The organism is Gordonia alkanivorans, assembly GCF_004011905.1.
GTDB classification, from domain to species: Bacteria; Actinomycetota; Actinomycetes; order Mycobacteriales; family Mycobacteriaceae; genus Gordonia; species Gordonia alkanivorans.
Window position 1 is genome coordinate 297,305 of the sequence record NZ_CP027114.1, and the last position, 17,109, is coordinate 314,413.

General features: G+C 67.9%; 16 protein-coding genes. 5 read left to right on the forward strand and 11 right to left on the reverse strand.

Translation table 11 applies throughout. The features are described 5' to 3' along the window. Positions 1-5: 5 nt before the first annotated feature. Positions 6-815: a transglutaminase-like domain-containing protein gene (locus C5O27_RS01340; protein ID WP_006358359.1), complete on the reverse strand. Its 810-nt coding sequence runs from the start codon at positions 813-815 to the stop codon at positions 6-8. Positions 816-885: 70 nt separating this feature from the next. After that, on the reverse strand, positions 886-2,013 hold the full coding sequence (locus tag C5O27_RS01345; RefSeq protein WP_127961695.1) for an ROK family transcriptional regulator: 1,128 nt from the start codon (positions 2,011-2,013) through the stop codon (positions 886-888). A 91-nt stretch (positions 2,014-2,104) separates the two neighbouring features. On the opposite strand from C5O27_RS01345, the gene C5O27_RS01350 reads away from it, so the two are divergent. Then, positions 2,105-2,881, forward strand: coding sequence for an SDR family NAD(P)-dependent oxidoreductase (locus C5O27_RS01350; RefSeq protein WP_006358357.1), 777 nt, complete (start codon positions 2,105-2,107; stop codon positions 2,879-2,881). Between the two features lie 12 nt (positions 2,882-2,893). Here C5O27_RS01350 and C5O27_RS01355 read toward each other — a convergent pair whose 3' ends face one another. Both C5O27_RS01355 and C5O27_RS01360 read right to left on the reverse strand, forming a co-directional pair. Further along, positions 2,894-4,150, reverse strand: coding sequence for a L,D-transpeptidase (locus C5O27_RS01355; protein WP_164905345.1), 1,257 nt, complete (start codon positions 4,148-4,150; stop codon positions 2,894-2,896). Between the two features lie 51 nt (positions 4,151-4,201). Then, positions 4,202-4,789, reverse strand: coding sequence for a helix-turn-helix domain-containing protein (locus tag C5O27_RS01360; RefSeq protein ID WP_127961696.1), 588 nt, complete (start codon positions 4,787-4,789; stop codon positions 4,202-4,204). Between the two features lie 48 nt (positions 4,790-4,837). Here C5O27_RS01360 and C5O27_RS01365 point away from each other — a divergent pair, with 48 nt between their 5' ends. Further along, on the forward strand, positions 4,838-5,701 hold the full coding sequence (locus tag C5O27_RS01365; protein WP_127961697.1) for a class I SAM-dependent methyltransferase: 864 nt from the start codon (positions 4,838-4,840) through the stop codon (positions 5,699-5,701). Further along, entirely contained in the window at positions 5,698-6,681 is a 984-nt protein-coding gene (locus C5O27_RS01370) for an NAD(P)/FAD-dependent oxidoreductase (RefSeq protein ID WP_127961698.1), read from the forward strand. Before C5O27_RS01365 ends, C5O27_RS01370 begins: the two co-directional genes overlap by 4 nt. A 1-nt stretch (position 6,682) precedes the next feature. Here C5O27_RS01370 and deoC read toward each other — a convergent pair whose 3' ends face one another. After that, on the reverse strand, positions 6,683-7,360 hold the full coding sequence (deoC, locus tag C5O27_RS01375; protein ID WP_208651414.1) for a deoxyribose-phosphate aldolase: 678 nt from the start codon (positions 7,358-7,360) through the stop codon (positions 6,683-6,685). A gap of 27 nt (positions 7,361-7,387) precedes the next feature. Between deoC and purU the strand changes: the two genes are divergently transcribed. Further along, positions 7,388-8,281 (forward strand): formyltetrahydrofolate deformylase, encoded by an 894-nt coding sequence (purU, locus tag C5O27_RS01380; RefSeq protein ID WP_127961700.1) that lies wholly within the window; start codon positions 7,388-7,390, stop codon positions 8,279-8,281. Here the strand turns inward: purU and C5O27_RS01385 are convergent. From C5O27_RS01385 to C5O27_RS01395, 3 genes are all read right to left on the reverse strand, one after another. Then, positions 8,278-9,270 carry an alpha/beta hydrolase gene (locus tag C5O27_RS01385; RefSeq protein ID WP_127961701.1) on the reverse strand — a complete coding sequence of 331 codons (993 nt, stop codon included), beginning with the start codon at positions 9,268-9,270 and terminating at the stop codon, positions 8,278-8,280. The two genes, purU and C5O27_RS01385, sit on opposite strands and share 4 nt — an antisense overlap. Before the next feature lie 753 nt (positions 9,271-10,023). Continuing rightward, positions 10,024-11,802 carry an ABC transporter ATP-binding protein gene (locus tag C5O27_RS01390; protein WP_127961702.1) on the reverse strand — a complete coding sequence of 593 codons (1,779 nt, stop codon included), beginning with the start codon at positions 11,800-11,802 and terminating at the stop codon, positions 10,024-10,026. After that, positions 11,795-13,558, reverse strand: coding sequence for an ABC transporter ATP-binding protein (locus C5O27_RS01395; RefSeq protein WP_127961703.1), 1,764 nt, complete (start codon positions 13,556-13,558; stop codon positions 11,795-11,797). Before C5O27_RS01395 ends, C5O27_RS01390 begins: the two co-directional genes overlap by 8 nt. Positions 13,559-13,669: 111 nt before the next feature. Between C5O27_RS01395 and C5O27_RS01400 the strand changes: the two genes are divergently transcribed. Further along, a complete protein-coding gene (locus C5O27_RS01400) occupies positions 13,670-14,299 on the forward strand; it encodes a hypothetical protein (RefSeq protein WP_127961704.1) in 630 nt (209 codons plus the stop codon). Positions 14,300-14,337: 38 nt separating this feature from the next. Here C5O27_RS01400 and C5O27_RS01405 read toward each other — a convergent pair whose 3' ends face one another. The 3 genes from C5O27_RS01405 to C5O27_RS01415 are packed head-to-tail and all read right to left on the reverse strand — an operon-like array spanning position 14,338 to position 17,108. Next, the gene (locus C5O27_RS01405; RefSeq protein ID WP_127961705.1) at positions 14,338-15,519 is read right to left on the reverse strand and encodes an LmeA family phospholipid-binding protein; all 1,182 of its coding nucleotides are present in this window, start codon (positions 15,517-15,519) and stop codon (positions 14,338-14,340) included. Then, positions 15,516-16,391, reverse strand: a complete 876-nt coding sequence (locus C5O27_RS01410) for a carbon-nitrogen hydrolase family protein (RefSeq protein WP_006358346.1) — start codon at positions 16,389-16,391, stop codon at positions 15,516-15,518. The genes C5O27_RS01405 and C5O27_RS01410 overlap by 4 nt, the downstream gene beginning before the upstream one ends. 24 nt (positions 16,392-16,415) lie before the next feature. Beyond that, positions 16,416-17,108, reverse strand: a complete 693-nt coding sequence (locus C5O27_RS01415) for a class I SAM-dependent methyltransferase (RefSeq protein WP_244216575.1) — start codon at positions 17,106-17,108, stop codon at positions 16,416-16,418. Position 17,109 lies beyond the last annotated feature (1 nt).

Sequence of the window (17,109 nt, forward strand, 5' to 3'; positions counted from 1 at the left end):
CCGGTTCAGCCGATCATGACCCGGGTGGTCGCGTCGTCGTAGGGCAGGTCACCGCGAACAGTCGCGGTCACCGCGTAGTTGTTGAGCGTGATCGTGCCGCGGTGGTTGTCGAGGAACGCGGTGTCCGCGGCGTCGCGCCCGGTGGCGATCCGCACGAGCGATTGCCGCGGCGCCAGACGCGTCGCGTCGACGACCACCCACTCGTCGTCGATGATCGCCTCGGCGACGGCGTGGAAGTCCATCGGGGAGCACCCCGGCGCGTACACGGCGACGAGCCGGGCGGGGATGTTCAGCGCCCGCAGGAGCGCCACGACGAGGTGCGCATAGTCGCGGCACACACCTGCCCCGGCGAGCAGGGTGTCGACGGCACCGTCGATGGGATCGCTCGCCCCGGGGATGTAGTTGAGCCGCTGCTGGACGAAGGCCACCACCTGGTTGAGGAGTTCCTCCTCGGGCAGCGACAGATTGAACTGGCCGGCCACGAATCCGAAGAACTTGTCGCACTCGGCGTATCGGCTGGGGCGCAGGTATCGCGACCGGTCGGTGCTCTCCACCGGGATCGGGTCCGCGGGGGTGAGGATCTCGGCGGTGTAGTCGATCGTCAGCAGTCCGCGATCGAGTTGCATCCGGTGGATGCGCGACGCGTGTTCGGCGACGAGCTCCTCCACGGCGACCGGACTGCCGTCCAGCTCGATCTTGAGTTCCTCCTGCAGTTGCAGGCCGGGCAGCTTCGCCACCGTGATCTGCATCTCGAGTTCGGTCGGGTCGTCGATGCTCACCTCGAGTCGGGCGGACACATCGCGGGGCAGGGTCATGTCCCCCACCGTAGGGGATGAATTCCCGCACGGCACATACGGCGGTGCCGCACGCGAACGGTCCGCCGATTCAGAGTGTGGCGACGGCGGCGATCGGATCGGCGTAGATGACGCTGAGCGCGACCACGACCGCGGCGCTCTCCTGAACGTGCACACCGAATCTCGACGGCGCGATCTCCAGCGGCCGGTCGAGCGTCGACGCCTCGTCGAACGCCGCCTGCACCGGCGCAAGCCCGTGCGGGTGCGCCGAGAACGCGTCGCCGGCGACGACGATGGTGTCCGGGTTGATCACGTCGCGGATCATCGCGACTGCCTCCCCGAGGACCCGTGCGCGTTCGTCGACGATGCGCGACGAGTCCGGATCGATGCCGAGGCGGTGGGCTGCCGCCTGTGCGGCGTCGTCGCCGATGACGTTCTGCAGCCGCACCCGGGTGTGTCCCGGGGCGAGCACCGGCGCGGACACGGGCAGGTGCGCGATGGTCCCGGCCCCGCGCTCGGGGACGTGGACCCGGCCTTCGAGAGTCATTGCCATACCGGCGGTCTCGCGGGCGTAGAAGAAGAGTCCGGTTCCGGATGCGTCCCGCGATCCGGCCAGCAACAGTTCCGCGGCGGCCATCGCCTCGACGTGTTCACACACCGACACGGGGGTGTCGAGACGCGCCGCAAGCGTTTCGCCCACCGGGAGTTGGTGCCAGCCGAGGACGCGGTGATCCACCACACCCGTCTCCGCGTCGACCGCACCGCCGAGCGCCACCCCGCCCCACAGCAGACGACGTCCGCCGAATCGGCCGGCGAGCTCGGCGAGCCGCGCGCACAGTTGCTCGATCGCCTCCTGCTGATCACTCGACGGGGTGAGCACGGCATGGCTGTGCAGGGTGCGTCCACCGAGATCGGCGATGACCAGGACCGAGCGCCGCGCACCGATGTGCAGTCCCGCGACACACAGCGAGTCCCGGTCGATGGTCAGCGGATTCTTGGGCCTGCCAATGGTTTTCGGTCCCGCGAGATCGGGACGCTCGGCGACGAGTCCGTGGGCGGCGAGGGCATGGACCTGGCGGTTGATCGTCGCGGCGGACAGCCCGGTCGTCGAGGCGAGCTGATCTCTGGTCACCGGCCCACCGATCCGGATCGCGTGCAATACCGCGGCCGCCGGAGTGGACGTCAGTTGCAGCGCCGCCGGGATCACTCCCCCACGCATGGGACGAATGTAGCAGTGCGCGTGCACACACGGGCGCGGCGTCGTGCGGTGTCGTGAGGGGCGGGTCGCGACCTGGTCGTAAGGTGGGCCCATGAGCCCTGACACCAGCACCGGAGCCACCGCACAGACCTCGGACCAGCGACCGATCGCCGTCGTCACCGGAGCGAGTTCCGGCATCGGCGCCGCGACGGCCCGTCAGCTGGCGAAGCAGGGGTACCACGTGGTGCTCGGCGCACGTCGCGTCGACCGCGTCGAGGCGCTCGCCGCCGAGATCGGTGGAACCGGTAAGCAGCTCGACGTCACGGACGAGGCTTCGGTCGCGGCGTTCGTCGAGGGCCTCGACCGGGTCCACGTCCTCGTGAACAACGCCGGCGGAGCCAAGGGCCTCGACCCGGTGTCTAACGCGAACCTCGACGACTGGCGCTGGATGTGGGAGACCAACGTCCTGGGCAGCCTGCGGATCACCAAGGCACTCATCCCCGCGCTCATCGCATCCGGTGACGGGCTGATCGTCGCCATCACCTCGATCGCCGCCCTCGAGGCCTACGACAACGGCGCCGGTTACACCTCGGCCAAGCACGCCCAGGCGGTCACCCATCGCACCCTGCGCTACGAACTTCTCGGCCAGCCGGTGCGTCTCACCGAGATCTGCCCGGGCATGGTCGAGACCGACTTCTCGCTCGTGCGGTTCGAGGGCGACAAGGACCGCGCCGACGCCGTCTACCAGGGCCTCACCCCACTGACCGCGGACGACGTCGCCGAGGTCGTCGGATTCGTCGCCTCCCGCCCGCCGCACGTGAACCTCGACCAGATCGTCCTCATGCCTCGTGATCAGGCGTCGGCACGACGAAACATCAAGACCGGCTAGCGCGCTCGCGGTTCAGCGAGGTGCGGGAACGTTGGAGGTCGGGGCGCCGCTGGGCGTCGCCGGCACCGACGACTCCGTCACCTCGCCCTCGATGGCCGACATGCCCTGCCAGGTCTCCCAGTCGAAGATCCAGTCGTAGATGTCACCGTCGGCCTCCGACAACGGGATTCGCGTACCCGAGACCTCGACCGGGTCGCCGTAGACGGCCACCCGGAAGTAGCGTTCGGCGTCGGCCTCCGACAGGTTGATGCACCCGTTGGTGACGTTCGCCGTGCCCTGGACATTGACCGTCTCGGGGTTGGCGTGGATGAACTCGCCGTTGTTGGAGATGCGCACGGCCCAGCGTTCCCGGATGTTGAAGTAACCGGCGGCCGGGTTGCTCATGAAGAACTCGTCGTACTTCTCGGTGACCACGTGGATGCCGGAACGGGTCACGTTGCGGTCGAGATCGCCGCCGCCGTAGCTGCAGGGCAACGACATCAGCTCGGCGCCGTCACGGAGTACGACGATGCGGTGCGAGGACTCCACGGCCTGCACGACCTGCGCTCGGCCGATCGAGAAGTCACTCGTCACGTCGGCGGCCCCATAGGCACCGCCACCGTGATCGAGGCCGTACAGCTTCGCGTCCATGTGCACCTTGGTGCCGGGCGCCCAGTACTCGCGGGGTCGCCAGTGGACGCGTGAACCGTTGTCCTCGCCGAGCCACGCCCACGATCCCTCGGTGGGCGGCGTGGTCGTGACGGTGAGGGCCCGCTCCACCGCTTCCTTGTCCTCGACGGTCCCGTTGAACTTCAGGATGATCGGCGCGGCGATGCCGACCTCCTGGCCGTCGCCGATGTTGACGACGACGTTCAGCTGACTCGACGGTTCGAGGGTGGTGAAGCTCCCGGCGACCGGCACGGTCTTGCCATCGATCCCGAGAGCCGTTCCGCTCCAGGTGTATTCGGTGGCGTATCCCAGGGGTTCGGCGATGGTGTAGCTCGTCCGGTCCTCCGACAGCCTGCCGTTCACCACCCGCCCGCGCGGGTTCGTCAGCTTCACATCGGGATTGAGTGTGCCGTCCGCGGCCTGCACGGAGATCTCGGAGATCGGGCTGGGCGACTCACCGTCGAGCGGAGGGGTGAAGGTCAGCCGGACCTTCGGTTCGGCAGGTTTGTCGCCGCCCGGGCCGGCATCGGAACCCGTACACGCCGCGATCGCGACCCCGAGTACGCCGACCCCGGCTGCGGCGAGCACAGCGCGTCGGTTCACCGGGGCCTGAGAAGTCATCACCCGCACAAGCCTACCGATCTGCGGCGATGGTTCACCGGAGCCGATGCCTCAAGGCTGCGGATCGTCAACAGTGGTCGCCGCGGACGGCATGTGAGCACGCTCCCCCGCGTGATCCATGATCGACAGCACCTCGGCCGCACCGTCGTGAGCGCAGATCGCATGCGGGATCATGGTCGAGAACTCCGCGGCATCGCCCTCCGGCACGATGATCGCGCGGTCGCCGAGCAGGAGTCGCACCGTGCCGGTGAGCACCGTGAACCATTCCCGACCAGGGTGAACCCGCAGGTCACCGAGCGGCTGTTCGCTTTCGAAGCGCATCTTGGCGACCGTCACCCCCTGCGGGCTGTTCTCCCGGGAGAGCAGCCACATCGTCATCCCCTCGGCGGTGTGCGGCTGGGGACGGATCACGACGTCGGTGTCGTCGGCGGGTTCCACGAGCTGATCCAGCGTCGTGCCCAGTGCTCGCGCGATCGGGACCAGCTGATCCAGCGCGACCCGGCGGTGTCCGGTTTCGATACGGCTCAGCGTCGACGGGGAGAGGTAGCAGCGCGCGGCCAGCGCATCGAGGGTCCAGCCTCTGGCCAGCCGGAGCCCGCGAATGCGCTGACGGACGACCGAATCGAGTTCTTGCGTCATAGGCAAGATGCTATGCCGGTTACGCATTGCAGCGCTACCGTCGATCCCATGACCCACTCTCATGACCACACCCACCTGGCATCGGCGCTCGACCTCGACGCCGAACTCCTCGGCGGTTACGTCGACGAGGCCGCTGCGGCCATCACCCGCAGTCTCGGACGGGCAGCGCGGCGGATCGTCGATCTCGGCGCGGGAACCGGCACCGGCACCGAGGCGCTCGCGCGCAACTTCGCCGACGCACGGCTCCTCGCGGTGGACAGTTCCGCGGAGATGGCCGCGCTCGTCGAGCAGCGGGCGGCCACCGGCGGTTTCGCCGGGCGGGCGGCCACCGTGGTGGCCGACCTCGACGACGGCCTGCCACCGTTGCACTCCCCGGACGTTCTCTGGGCCTCGATGTCGCTGCATCACCTCGCCGACCCCACGGCACTGTTGCGCGCGGCGGCCTCCGTGCTGGCCCCGGGCGGCGTCGTGGCGATCATCGAGTTGGACGGCCTCCCGCGCTTCACGTCCGAGAACTCGGAATTGCGCGGGGTCGAGGACCGCTGCCACGCCGCGGCGGCCACCGCCGGATGGGAAGCGCTCGTAGACTGGACCGACGCGCTCGACCGAGCCGGTCACGACGTACTCGAACGTCGGACCATCCGCGTCGGGCCCGGCGGCCCGAGTCAGGCGGTCGCGCGCTATGCCCGGCACTGGTTCGGCCAGTTCCGGCACCGTCTGGCAGACGTTCTCGACCCCGCCGACCTCTCCGTCCTCGACGAACTGATCGATGAGCGCAGTCCCCGCTCAGTCCACCGACGTACCGACCTGACCTTCACGGCCGGCCGTCACCTCTGGATCACCCGGCCGCGCTCCGCCGGCCTCATGGACGCCCCGTCCGACACCCGACCCCTCGAGAGTGAGCTGTCATGACAGACCCCCGCACCGATCGAAATGACTCCGCGGCCACCGAATACGACGTCGCGATCGTCGGGGGTGGCGCCGGCGGCCTCAGCGCTGCCACGATCCTGGCACGTTCACTGCGCAAGGTCGTCGTCATCGACGCCGGAGTGCCCCGCAACGCCCCGGCCGCGGGCGCCCACAACGTTCTCGGTCAGGACGGGATCTCACCACTCGAACTGCTGGCTCGCGGGCGTGCCGAAGCCATCGGGTACGGCGCCGAAATCCGCTCGGGCACCGTCGTCGACGCGCGGCGCGACCCCGACGGCGACCGGTTCACCCTGGACGTCGACTCGGGAGACACGGTGACCGCGCGCCGCGTGATCCTCGCGACCGGCCTCGTCGACGAGCTGCCCGCCATCGACGGGGTATCGGAGCTCTGGGGGCGCGATGTCCTCCACTGCCCGTACTGCCACGGCTACGAGGTTCGCGGCAAGCGGATCGCGGTGATCGCCACCGCGCCCATGTCGGCCCATCAGGCCCTCATGTTCGGGCAGTTCAGCGATCAGGTCACGGTCATCGCCCATGCTCCCGACGCACTGTCGGAGGACGATCGGTCGCATCTGGTCGCGTCCGACATCGACATCATCGACCACACCGTCGAACGGGTTCTGGTCCGCGAGGATGCAGACCCCGAACGCCTCGGCGGCGTGCTGCTGTCGGAGGGCACCGTGCTCGACGTCGATGCGGTCGTGGTGTCCCCCCGGTTCGTGGTGCGCGGCGAGCTGTTCGAGCGTCTCGGCGGGACCCTCACCGACGGGCCCGCGGGCGGGCTCGTGGAGACGGGGCCCATGGGTGAGACCGACGTTCCGGGTGTGTGGGCGGTGGGTAACACCACCACCATCCACGCGATGGTGACGGTCGCGATGGGCGAGGGTGTCTCCGCCGGCGCCGCGGCGAACGCAAGCCTGGTGATGGCCGATCTCGAACAGAAACCGGCACCGGTCGGCTGACCTACTCGGGGAAACCGTCCAGCACGGCCGCCGACGACGACAGCCCCAGACGGGTCGCGCCGGCCGCGATGAGTTCGGCGGCGAACTCGGCCGTCCGGATGCCACCGCTCGCCTTGACCCCGACGCGGGCGCCGGCGGCGGCGCGCATCAGCCGCACCGCCTCGACACTCGCGCCGCCGGCGGGATGGAAACCGGTGGAGGTCTTCACCATTCCCGCGCCGGCCTGCTCGGCACGGCGGCACACCTCGGTGACCGTGTCGGGACCGGCGAGCTGTAGGAGCGCCGCGGACTCGATGATCACCTTGAGCAGCGTCGAATCCCCGACGGCCTCACGCACGGTCAGGACGTCGGCGAACACCTCGTCGAACCGACCGTCGACTGCGGCACCGACGTCGATCACCATGTCGACCTCATTCGCCCCGGAGTCCACCGCAAGCCGGGCTTCGGCGGCCTTGACCAGGGAGTGGTGCTTACCCGATGGGAAGCCGGCGACCACGCAGGTCCGCTGGTCACCGGTGTCGATCGGGAGCATCGACGGCGACAGGCACACCGCGAAAACGCCGAGCCGGGCGGCCTCGGCGACCGCGGCCTCCGCGTCGGCGCGGGTGGCCTCGGGCTTGAGGAGTGTGTGGTCGATGATGGCGGCGACGTCGCTACGCCGCAGGTCCGTGTTCGTCACATCGACGAGCTTGGCACACTGAGGGGCGTGACAAGCGGACAGCTGACCCCGACCGACCAGACCGAGCATCGCTATGTGCTGACGCTCGGCTGCCCCGACCGCACGGGCATCGTCGCCCGCATCTCGACCTTCCTGACCGATGTCGGGGGCTGGATCACCGAGGCCGCGTACCACTCCGACGACGACACCGGCTGGTTCTTCACCCGGCAGGCGATCCGCGCCGACGAGGTGTCGTTCACCGCGGACGAACTCCGCGCACGCTTCGCCGCGGAGGTCGCCGCCGAGCTCGGCCCCGAGACCGAGTGGCGCCTCACCGACACCCGTGACACCAAGTCCGTGGTGCTGCTGGTGAGCAAGGAAACCCACTGCCTCATCGACCTTCTGGGTCGTGCGCATCGCGGCGAGCTACCGGCGACCATCCGGGCCGTTGTCGGCAACCATCCCCAACTCGAAGAGCTGGCAACGCGTTTCGAGATCCCGTTCCACCACGTCCCGTTCGGTGAGCGCAAGGCCGAGGCCTTCGCCGAACTCGCCCGGATCGTCGACGGTTATCGGCCCGACGCCGTGGTCCTCGCGCGGTTCATGCAGATCCTGCCGCCGCAACTGTGCGGCGCCTGGGCCGGCCGCGCGATCAACATCCACCACAGCTTCCTGCCGAGCTTCATCGGGGCCCGCCCGTACCACCAGGCATTCGCCCGGGGCGTCAAGCTGATCGGCGCGACGTGCCACTACGTCACCGCCGATCTCGACGCCGGACCCATCATCGAACAGGACGTGATCCGGGTCGATCACAGCGACTCGGTGACCGACATGGTGCGTCAGGGACGCGACATCGAGACGCTGGTCCTGTCCCGCGGACTGCGCTGGCACCTCGAGGACCGCGTCTTGGTACACGGCCGGAAGACCGTGATCTTCAACTAGTTCAGCGCCCGCTCGTAGAACGACCACGAGCGGTGCAGCTGGTCCTGCCAGTAGCCCCAGGAGTGCGTGCCGGTGGGCGGCAGGTCGACCGTCGCCGGGATGTTCAACTGCTGCAGCCGGTTCACCAGCTGCAGGGTGCAGGTCATGGTGCCGCCCTCGATGGCGCCGCCGACCAGGATCTGATCGGCGAGGGTGTCGGTCTTCTTCACGTACGCCGGGTTGTCGTACTGCCCGGGCAGGCCGGTCGCATTGGAGATGTACAGCTTGGTGCCACGCAGCTTGTGGGCGTTGAGGACCGGATCGTGCTTGCGCCAGCCGGGTCCGTTGTACGGCCCCCACATGTTCCTGGCGTCGCCGCCGCCGCGGACCTCGACGACCAGCCGGATGCTGTTCTGGCCGAACGGGTCGGCGGTGGTCGGGCAGCCGCTGTAGGAACCGACTGCCTCGTACAGACCCGGATGCTCGATCGCGAGGTTCAGGACCGAGGTTCCCGACGAGGAGATGCCGCCGATCGCGTTGCGCCCGGAGGTGTTGAAGTTCGCGTCGAAGACCGGAGGCAGTTCCTTGCCCAGGAACGTCGACCACTTGTGGACGCCGAGCTCGGGGTCGGGCTTCTCCCAGTCGGTGTAGTAGCTGAACTGCCCCTGGTTGGGGATGACGACGTAGAGGTTCTTGTTCTTGGTGAACTCGACGATGTCGGTCTTCGCCAGCCAGTTGGCGCCGTCCTCGCCGCCGCCCGCTCCGTTGAGGAGGTAGAGGACCCCACGTGGCTTGGACTCGTCGGCCGGCTTGATCACCGTCAGTGGGATGTCTTTGTTCATCGCATCGGAATGCACGACGATGTTGGTGACCCGTTCGGTGGGCGAACCCGCGGTCACGAGACTCGGCGCCGCGGCTGCCATGCCGGCGGTGCCGGTGGCCGACAGCGTGAGCCCGATGCCCAGAGCGACCGCGATCGCGGCGCCGCACCTGCGCAGACGCTGGTTCATGCATTCCTCCTCGTCGAGTCCCCGATAGGCCCCGGGGCGGGCGTGGGTCCTGTCAGATGGACCGTATCGTGTCGGGCTGCCGGGCGGGCACGCACCGCGGATCATTCAACCGCCCGGACTCCCGAACGGCGCCGATCCAGCGGGCGCCATCGACCCTTGAACGCGAATCGCCTCACAGCCGAGGCCGTGAGGCGATTCGCGTTGAGTGTCGACCTAGGACTCGGACGATCCTTCGATCGAGCCGGTCAGCAGATCCGCAACCAGGTCCTCGACGAGACCACCGATAATGCCTTCGAGAATGTCAGCCATGACGCTCCTTCGATCGTTGGGGGAAGTTTGAATCCGACCCGCCCGCTCCCACCTGTGCGGCTGGTCGAGACAGAGATTACATATCCGTCTCGATGATGTCTCCATTGTTTACGAGGACTTGGCACGAATCTTTGTTTCCGCCATCCGGCGTTGGCATGGAATGCCTGATCAGGAGCTCTGATTGAGACGAACACTGGAATCCAGTTGGACAAACGTTCATTCAGTGGCTGACCAGAACCATAATAACAACGTCGATGCAACGTTTTAGTGGAGTATCAACAAACCGGCCCCCAACCTTCTCAACCGTAACTTTCTGGTGGGTGAGTTTCTGATTTCAGATTCCCGGCGCGCGCGTCAAGCGATTCTTCGAAATGGGACGAATTCGTTGCCTCGTATCAGAAACCGGATCAATATGCCCGCTGAAAGTCTCTGACCTCAGCAGATTCATTTCACCTCGGAAACCGAGTCGACGCCGCAGCGTCGGGCGTAGATGCCACCGGTCCGGATCAGTTCGTCGTGGGTTCCGGATTCCATGATCGCCCCGTCCTCGAGAACCACTATCTGATCGGCGAGTGCGGCAGTGGCCATTCGGTGGGTGATCAACAACGTCGTCGTGTCGGCCCGCAACCGCTGGAGCGCGCGCTGTACGAGCAACTCGGTGCGGGGGTCGGCGGCGCTGGTCGCCTCATCGAGGATGAGGATGCGGGGCGAGGCCGCGATGGCCCGGGCGACGGTGACGAGCTGTTTCTCCCCCGCGCTGAGGTTCTCCGATTCCTGGCCGATGACGGTGTCGATGCCCTGGGGCAGCGTCGCGACGATCTGGTCGAGATGTCCGTCATGGACCGCACGGTCCACCGCGTCGTCATCGGCCATCCCGTAGGCGATGTTCTCGCGGACGGTCCCGGTGAACAGCCATGGCTCCTGGGTCACGACCGCCATCCCGTCGCGCACCCGTTGCGGGCCGAGGTCGACGGCGTCGTCACCGTCGATGGTGATCGAACCGCCGGTCGGACGGTAGAAGCCCTGCAGCAGGTTGGTGATGGTCGTCTTGCCCGCGCCGGTCGAGCCGACGATCGCCGTCGTCATCCCCGGCGCCATCCGGAAACTCACGGAGCCGAGCACCGGCATGCTCTCCTCGTAGGCGAAGGCGACGTCGTCGAACACGATCTCCGGCGGTCGACGATGACGTCCAGCCTGGTCCGGCCCCACCTCGCCGGTCTCCGACGCGCCGTCCTCCGGCTCGTCGAGCACCTCGCGCACCTTGCCCGCCGACACCGTGCCCGACTGCACCTTGGTCACGAAACCAGCGAGTTCACGTACCGCCGAGGACAGCTGCTGAGAGAAGATCACGGCCACCTGGGCGGCACCGAGACTCAGCGTTCCGTCGACGACCATGAGGCCGCCGAGGACCGCCAGGGTCAAGAACACCACGGCGTTGATCGCGGTGAGGACCGGCGCAAGTGTGCCGGCGGCCCACTGGGAGGAACGCGTCGAACCGAACAGCTTCTCGTTGAGGGCATCGAACCGACGCCGGGCGATGGGTTCGGCGTTGTACGCCTGCAGCATGCGGCGCGTGCTCAGCTCTTCCTCGAGGTGCCCGGTGAGGGCGGCCGTGGTGGTCCACCGCGTCTCCAGGAACGGTCGTGCCCTCCGCGCGATGACGACCGACACCGCTGCCGACACCGGCGCGGCGACAAGCGCGACGGTCGCCAACAGCGGCGAGACGACGAACAGCACGACGGTGACCACGAGAAGGGTCAACACGTTGGTGGGGACGGTGACCAGCACCGGAGCGATCACGGTGGCGGCATTGTCGGTGTGCGCGGTGAGCTTGCTGACGAGCACGCCACGGTTGTTCGACTCGAAGTAGCGCAGCGGGAGCCGGTGGACCTTGTCCTCGATGCGCGCGCGCAACCCCGCCACCGACCGCTGCACCGCGATGGTCAACATCTGCCCCTGGGTGAACGCGAGACAGGCGACCGCCACATAGATCGCCGCCTGCACGCCGAGCACTGTCCAGAGTCGCCGCCAGTCCATGCCGTCCACGCCCATCGTCCCGTCGACGATCACGTTCGTGACCACACCGAACAGGATCGGTCCGACGACCGCGCCCAGCGACGCCACTATCGCGCACAGCGAGATCGCGACGGCGCGACCCCGACTCAGGTGGAGTTGCCGCATCAGCCATCGCAGTGAACCGTCGCGCCGGTTCGTATCAGGCATCGGTCACCGCCTGGGCGTAGGCGATCTCGCGGTAGATCTCACTGTCGGTGCGCAGGGTCTCGTCGGTGCCGACGGCGACGAGACGGCCGTCCTCCAACACGCCGATGGTGTCGGCATGCCGGACCGACGAGACCCGCTGGGCCGCGATCAGCACCGTTGCCTCCGGGTGGGTTCGTCGCAGATTGGCGATGACCTCCCGCTCGGTGTCGACGTCGAGGGCGCTGAAGGGATCGTCGAGCACGTACAGCGAGGGCCGCCGGAGGACCGCGCGGGCCAGTGCCAGGCGCTGTCGCTGGCCTCCCGAGAAGTTGCGGCCCTCCTGCGCGACGCGAGCGTCGAGCCCCCCGGGCCGCGCCTCGACGAAGTCACGGGCCGCAGCCACCTCGAGCGCTTCCCACAGTTGTTCGTCCGTGGCGTCGGGACGACCGATCCGCAGGTTGTCGGCGATCGTGCCGGTCACCAGCGCTGCACCCTGCCCGACGAACGCGGTCCGCGCACGTACCCACGCCGGTGCCAGGCCGGTCACGTCCGTGCCATCCCACCGGACGACGCCCGAGTCGGGGTCGGCGAAGCGCAACGGCAACGACAGCAATGTCGATTTCCCGCTGCCGGTACCGCCGAGGAGTCCGGTGACCGTGCCGGCGGCGCACGTCAGCGAGACGGCGTCGACCGCGGGGGCGTCCGCGCCGGGAAAGCCGACGGAGACGGAGCTGAAGACCACCGCGGGTGCAGACGACGTCACGCCGGCTTCGGCGTCGCCGGGTTCGAGGACCTCGGTGTCGAGGACCTCGGCGATGCGGCCCGCGCTGGTGACCGCGCGTGGGATGACACCGGCGATCACGGTCAACAACGACACGGCGAGCAGGATCTGGCTGAGGTATCCGACCGCGGCCGTGATCTGACCGATCTGCATCTGGCCTCGGTCCACGAAGATCGCACCCACCGCGACCACCGCGACCCCCGCGAAGTTGGATACCACGGTCACGGTCGGGAGCAGGAGAACCTGAGTCCGTCCCAACCTCAGAGCGACGCCGGTGAGTTCGTCGTTTTCGGTCGCGAAGCGAGCGCGCTCGCGGTCCTCCTGCCGAAACGTCCTGATCACGGCTATGCCCCGCAGCTGTTCGCGAAGCACCCGATTGATGGCGTCGAGCCGACCCTGCAGTCGCCCGGCCCATGGGACGATGCGCCGCACGAGCACCCCGACCAGCGCGACGAGGACCAGCCCGGCCACGAAGATCACCGGGGCCATCCGCCACGCCTGCGACAGGGAGAGCACCAGCGCACCGAACAGCATGAGCGGCGCGGTCACGACGATCGTAAGGAAGATGAAGAGGAACCCCTGGATCTGTCCGACGTCCCCGGTGGATCGGGTCAACAGGCTGGACAGGCCCAGCCGGGAGACCTGCTGATCGGTGAACCTGCCGATCCGGCCGTTGACCCGGCCGCGCAGATCGCGTGCAGACCTCGCCGAGAGGTGCGACGCGAGGTAAGTCGCCCCGAGCGAGACCGCGAGGTTGATCACCGCCACTGCGACCATGACGAGTCCCACGACCTTGATGGTCCCCACGTCGCCGCGCAGGATTCCGTCATCGATGATCGCGGCGTTCAGCGCCGGCTGGGCCAGCGAGGTGAACACGCTCGCGAGTTGGAAGACAACGAATCCCGCGAACACCCGGGGAGAGGCAATCAGTCCGGTGCCGACGAGGCCGAGAAGGGCTCGCACCTCGTATCTGCTCATCGAGGGGGCTACGGGCATTGGGCGAGACTACTCCGACCAGTTCGATGAGCGGAGAAACAGGTCTGTATGCACAACGAGATTCCCAAGGATCGGTTCATCCACGTGTCAGTAGTGTGCTGATATTGCCATGTGAACGAGCACGACTCGATTTCGAACACGCGCCTGTTGACCGCCGACGAACGTGCAGAAGCGCTCGACCTGCTGGAAACCGGCTTATGGGAAGTGCCGATGTATCGATGGCTTCTCGGCCCGAGTGCCGAATCCGACGCGTACAGGTGGTTCGGCGAAGTGCTTTTCGCCGACCACCTACCCGGTTTGCATGGCCGGTTCTCCGAGACCGGTGACTTACTGGGTTTGGTCGCCACGGCCGAGCCGAACCACGCGACACAGCCGGTGGATCAGGACTTGACGGCTCGCACACGCCATTTCGTCACAACCCTCGACGGATTCGTCGAGCGATTCACCGAGCTTCGCGAGAAATCTCGTGAGTCGATGTTGACGGGCACGGTCAGACTGGTGTTCGGCTTGGTCCACCCCGACCATCGACGCCGCCGAGTTCTGTCAGACCTATTCCGTCCGATCGTCGACCAGACCGGCCGGCGGGGGTTGTCGGCGACCCTCGGAACCGCGGACCCCCAGCTTCGGGAGTTCTTCTGTCGCCGAAGCTGGGGTGGAGAGGTCTACGGAGAGTTCAGCCTCACCGACGGACCCACCGTGTGGTTGGTGAGGATCGGGCCGCCGACAAACGATCAGCACTAGGCGTCGTCGCGCGAGACATCCGGCCGATCGCCCATTGATCAGACCGAGCATCCCGACTGCTGGTCGTTCCCGGTCATCTCGTTGGTCAGCTGAACATCCGAGCCGCTGATCGCGAACTCGAGACCCGTGTCGGTGACCTTCAGCTGATCGACCCGGACCTCGTCGAAGAACGGTCCGAGCGCCGAGGTGGTGATCTGGTCGACGATCTGCTGTGCGAAGTCCGGCGGGATGCCGAACACCAGCGCGCTTGCCTTGACGACCTCGAAGTCGACCCGGCCGTCGGTGAGGACGGGCTTGATCGTCGCCGACACCGGAACCGCGAAGAACATCACCGGAAAGGCCGCCTGCACCTCGAAGGTGCCGTCGGCCGCATTGCCGGAGATCTCCTCGACCGAGCCGACCGGGCTCGCGCCGTTGCCGGTGCTCTGGCCGCCGGCACCGGCGGGAGCGCTTTCCTTGCTGAGTTCGACGATCCGCTCGTAGGGGATGAAGCCGTCGCCGTTGAGGGTGCGGATGTCGGTGCTGCTGCTGTTCCCGGAGATGCCGTCGGCCCGCATGTGCAGACGCACACCGTCGGCATCGGCACCGTCCTTGGTGTCGACCTGGACGTACGGAACGTCGCCACTGCCCTGCAGGATGATCGGCTTGCGGCTCAGCGACACCGAGGTGGGCACGCCGGTGAGACCGCTGAACGACTCCTCGAGGCAGTTCGTCACCTTGTTGCGCAGATAGAGCTCGCTGCCGACCGCGCCGATGACCACGAGCAGCAGCACGGCGATGGCGCTCAGCGCCACGATCTTCTTGGTGCTGCGGCTCTTTCGCGGCGAGGTCAGCACCGGACCGCTGCCCGGCGTCGCCAGGGGTGCGCTCGAGTCGTCGTGGTAGGGCGTCTCCCCGGGCGCGAACTGCGCGGTGCCCGGCCGGCCGGGCCCGCCGCTCAGGTCGGAGGTGTCGGCCTCCGAGGGCGGCACGTTCGAATACGCCTGCGCCCCGGGCGCGATCGGAGTCGTGGGGAACTGTTCGGTCTCCCCCGACTCGGGAACGTCTGTACCGGTGGAGGGCTCGACTGGCTCAGCGGACCTGGTGGGGTCGGCGTCCTCCACCGGACGCCAGTCGTCGCCGGTGGATTCGGTGTGATCGGTGGGTCCTGCGGATTCGGTGGGATCGTGCGACTCACCCTGGTCTCGGGGGCCACCACCGGGAGTTTTGCTGTCGCTCATGGATTCCGTCCTCGGTCGTCGGACTCTCGAAGCCGTTCGCCGGTGGGTGCGACCTTGCTGGACACCGCACCGCCGGCAGGCAGCTCTCGCTCGTTGGCGAGGACCGCCAGTTGTTTACGAGCCTTCTCGACCAGTGCCAGGTCGAGGTCGTGGACATCGACACCGACCCTCTCCGGGTACGCGGCGACCACGGTACCGAAGGGGTCTGTGATTTGGCTGTGTCCGATCCCGGTCGGGGCCCCCGACCCGGCGACCGCCTCATCCGGGGGAAGTGCCTGCCCCACGGCGACGACGAACGTCGTCGAATCCAGTGCCCTGGCCGTCGCGAGCACCTTCCACTGATGGATCTTGCCAGGCCCGGCACCCCAGGACGTCGGCACGACGACGATATGCGCGCCACGTCGGGCGAGGTTCGTGAACAGTGCGGGGAACCTGATGTCGTAACAGGTGGCCACCCCCACGGTGACCCCGTCGACCTCGAAGGTCAGCGGTTCCGAACCGGCCGCGACGGTCTTGGACTCCTGAAACCCGAAGGCGTCGTACAGGTGCAGTTTGTCGTATCCCTGACGCGACCCGTCGGGGTGTGCGACGAGCACCGTGTTGAACACGCGGCCGTCGTCCGACGGGGTGAACATCCCGGCCACCACGGTCACGCCGGCCGACGCCGCCACCTCCGACACCGCCCTCGCCCACGGCCCGTCGAGATCCTCCGCCACCGGCTTCAACGGAACGCCGAACCGGCACATGGTCGCCTCCGGGAACACGACCAGGCGCGCCCCGCGCGATGCGGCGTCCTGCGTCGCCGCGCGTAGGGTCACCAGGTTCTCGCTCGGATCGTCGGTCGAACTGATCTGAGCCATCGCCACACGCATAGCCGCCACAGTAGTGCCCGCGGTCTAAGGGGCTACGGCTTCCCACGGGACGGTCAGCACGTTGTCCGACATCCGACGGCGGGTGACGACACAGTCGACGCCGCGTTCGCGCAGCAGGTCCTGGGCGTGACGCCAGCGGACGCGTGGCCCGTACGGCGCCAGCGGGGCGGCGATGTCCCAGCACTGGTCGGCGAGGGTCAGCAGGTCGTGGATCTTCTCGCCCGGCACATTGCGATGGATGAGCGCCTTCGGCAGTCGTTCGGCGAGATCGGATGGGCGCTCGGAGTGTTCGGGAGCCCAGCAGAGCGTCAGGCTGACCGGCCCCGCGTGGTCGAGCAGCACCCACGTACAGCGTCGGCCGATCTCGTCGCAGGTGCCCTCGACGATCACCCCGCCCGGCGACAGAGCCGCACGCAGCCGCGACCACGCGGCGTCGACCTCGGTCTCGTCGTACTGCCGCAGGACGTTGAAGGCGCGCACCACCCGGGGACGCAGGCCCGCCATCTCGAAGCCGCCGACCGCGAACCGCACACCGTCGCGCGGGTCGACGACGCGGGCCGGGTCGATCTCGAGTCCCACCATCTCCAGGTCGGGGGCGACGCGGCGGAGCCGGCCGGCCATCTCGACGGTGGTGTCGGGGCGTGCGCCGTAGCCGAGGTCGACGACCAGCGGACGGGCGACATCGAGGGCCGCGATCACGGCCGGTTCATGAGCCATC